Source organism: Flavobacterium glycogeni, assembly GCF_048286775.1.
Taxonomy (GTDB): domain Bacteria; phylum Bacteroidota; class Bacteroidia; order Flavobacteriales; family Flavobacteriaceae; genus Flavobacterium.
In genome coordinates this window covers 1-2,224 of record NZ_JBLVPV010000061.1, presented here as the reverse complement: position 1 = coordinate 2,224, position 2,224 = coordinate 1, and the positions used below count along the sequence as shown (strand labels likewise).

Annotated in this window: 1 protein-coding gene; it reads right to left on the bottom strand. The window is 46.0% G+C overall.

All coding sequences use genetic code 11. The annotated features are described in order from the left end of the window. On the bottom strand, positions 1 to 2,224 hold a 2,224-nt coding region (locus ACNQGX_RS18265), incomplete at both ends, for a beta strand repeat-containing protein (protein ID WP_470303524.1).

Sequence of the window (2,224 nt, the reverse complement as noted above, 5' to 3'; positions counted from 1 at the left end):
GGTGATCACCTGAGTGAAAGTAGCACTGGTATTCGAGCATACATCATTGGCAACCCAAGTGTTGGTGTACGTTCCTGTATTGGCACAACTTCCCGCAACAAACAATCCTGCTGTTTTTGTATACGAAACCGTACCACAATTATCAGTAGCCACCGGAGCTAATGCCTGTGCAGCGGTGATGGCCGCAGCATCGCTGCATTGTATGGTTGAGTTTAAGGCCGCAGCAACGGTAGTCCAGCTTGGCACAGTAGTGTCTTCGATGGTGATCGTTTGAATTTGGTCAGCCGCAGCATTGCCACTACCATCAACAAGTGACCAAGTACGTGTAATTATTTTAGAGCCTTGACAAGATCCATTCACAACAACATCTGCAAAAGCAGCTTGCAATCCTGTTGAACAATTGTCTGTTTCATTTGTTACATCCCCAGTAACAACCGGAGTAATAACATAACTACAAGTAGCATCGCTAAATATATTTATATCAGCTGGTTTTGTAAAAGTCGGAGCAATTTTATCTTCAACCTTTACCGTTGAAGCAGCCGAAGTCTGTTCGCAAGAAGTCGAACCATTTATAACTTTTACTTTATAATCTCCATCTTCTGTAACAACAAGTGTTGAAGCAGTTTCCCCACCAATAACAACATCATTTTTATACCAAATATAATTTGGAGAAACAGCATCTGTTACAGCAGTTAATGTAGTCGTTAAACAAGCTGTTAAAACACCAGTAATTGAAACCGTTGGGTTTCTATTAAAAGTAACATTTACATCATCTGAAGATGCCGTACAAGGTGCATTAGAGATTGTCCAACGCAAAGTATAGGCCGTTCCAGCGGTTCCCGTAAAGGTAGAAGTCGCGCTTGTTGGCGTAGTGACTGTTCCGCCTGCACCACTTGTGATGGTCCATGCGCCTGTTCCCACTGCTGGTGCATTTCCAGCAAGGGTAACCGTGGTCAGTCCGCAAGTGCCCGCTCCAGTTTGGTCCGCCCCTGCGTTTGAAGCCGTTGGGTTTTGATTGAAAGTAACATTTACATCATCTGAAGATGCCGTACAAGGTGCATTAGAGATTGTCCAACGCAAAGTATAAGCCGTTCCAGCTGTCCCTGTAAAGGTAGAAGTCGCGCTTGTTGGCGTAGTGACTGTTCCGCCTGCACCACTTGTGATGGTCCATGCGCCTGTTCCCACTGCAGGTGCATTTCCGCCAAGGGTAACTGTAGTCAAGCCACAAGTGCCCGCTCCAGTTTGGTCCGCCCCTGCGTTTGAAGCCGTTGGGTTTTGATTGAAAGTAACATTTACATCATCTGAAGATGCCGTACAAGGTGCATTAGAGATTGTCCAACGCAAGGTATAGGTCGTTCCAGCGGTTCCCGTAAAGGTAGAAGTCGCGCTTGTTGGCATAGTGACTGTTCCGCCTGCACCACTTGTGATGGTCCATGCGCCTGTTCCCACTGCTGGTGCATTTCCGCCAAGGGTAACTGTAGTCAAGCCACAAGTGCCCGCTCCAGTTTGATCAGGACCTGCATTTGAAACCGTTGGGTTTCTATTAAAAGTAACATTTACATCATCTGAAGATGCCGTACAAGGTGTATTAGATATTGTCCAACGCAAAGTATATGCCGTTCCCGCAGTTCCTGAGAAAGTGGTCGTTGGATCTGTATCCAAAGCAAATGATCCGCCTACTCCGCTTACAATAGTCCATTTTCCTGTACCTACTGTTGGCACATTTCCTGCAAGGGTAACCGTAGTCAGTCCGCAAGTAAGTGCTCCGGTTTGGTCTGCCCCTGCGTTTGCATTAGTTGGACTTGGATTAACGCTTAATGTAACATTTTGGGTAAATGCCTGACTGCAATTTGGTGTAGCACTTGTCGTGGTGATTCCTGTAATTTGTAATGTCTGTCCGTTATTGGCTGCTGTCAAAGCCGCCGATGTAAAACTCGAAGCTCCCGATCCATTTGCTACAACTCCTGTTACTGCCGTTTGGGCAACTCCATTTATTGTGTAAGCTACTGTAGAGGTACTGCTGGCCAACAAGCCCGTTAAATTAATTGTCGCGCCAGATCCTACACAAACAGATGCAGCTTGCGCAGCTCCTGTTAACGTTGGACTTGGATTAACGCTTAATGTAACATTTTGGGTAAATGCCTGACTGCAATTTGGTGTAGCACTTGTCGTGGTGATTCCTGTAATTTGTAATGTCTGCCCGTTATTGGCTGCTGTCAAAGCC